This window comes from Staphylococcus sp. HMSC055C03 (assembly GCF_001809385.1).
GTDB lineage: Bacteria > Bacillota > Bacilli > Staphylococcales > Staphylococcaceae > Staphylococcus > Staphylococcus simulans.
On record NZ_KV797500.1, the window covers coordinates 26984 to 27644 of the forward strand.

1 protein-coding gene is annotated in these 661 nt (G+C 38.3%); it reads left to right on the forward strand.

Annotation, left to right across the window (positions count from 1 at the left end; all coding sequences use genetic code 11):
• Positions 1–661, forward strand: a 661-nt coding sequence (locus HMPREF2603_RS09000) for an FIVAR domain-containing protein (protein WP_186822231.1), incomplete at both ends; no start/stop codon positions are given.

Here is a 661-nt window from a genome sequence, read left to right on the forward strand (position 1 = left end):
TTGCAAAAGCAGATAAAGCAGAACTTGATAAAGCTATCACAACTGCTGAGGGATTGACTTTAGATCCAGCTGATAAAGAAGATAAAGCTGTACAAGATGCTTTAGAAAAAGCAAAAGCTGTTCAAGCAAATCCAAATGCGACTCAAGATGAAGTTAATGCGGCGAAAGATGCATTAAACAAAGCAATTGAAGCTAAAACTGCTCAAGATAAAGCAGACGCAAAACAAGCAGCGCTTGATGAGTTGAAAGCAGAACTTGCGAAAGTCGCAAAAATCGACCTTAATCAATACACACCTGATAGTGTTAAACCTTTAACAGATAAAGAAATCGAAGGTAATGCAATTGTAGCTATTCCAGATGCAAAAACTACAGAAGAAATCAAAGCTGTAACACAGGCGTTGAAAGATGCTCAAGCTGGTCTAGTTCAAAAAGCTGATAAAGCTGAATTACAAAAAGCAATCGATGCGGCAAATGCTTTAGGTAACCTTGATGCTGCTGATAAAGAAGATAAAGCACTTCAAGATGCAGTAGCAGTTGGTGAAAAAGTGAATGCTGACGGCAACGCAACACCACAACAAGTGGCAGATGCTACAAAAGCTATTAACGATGCCATCGCAGCAAAAGAACATCAAGATGCTTTAGATGAATTAAATAAAGCAAT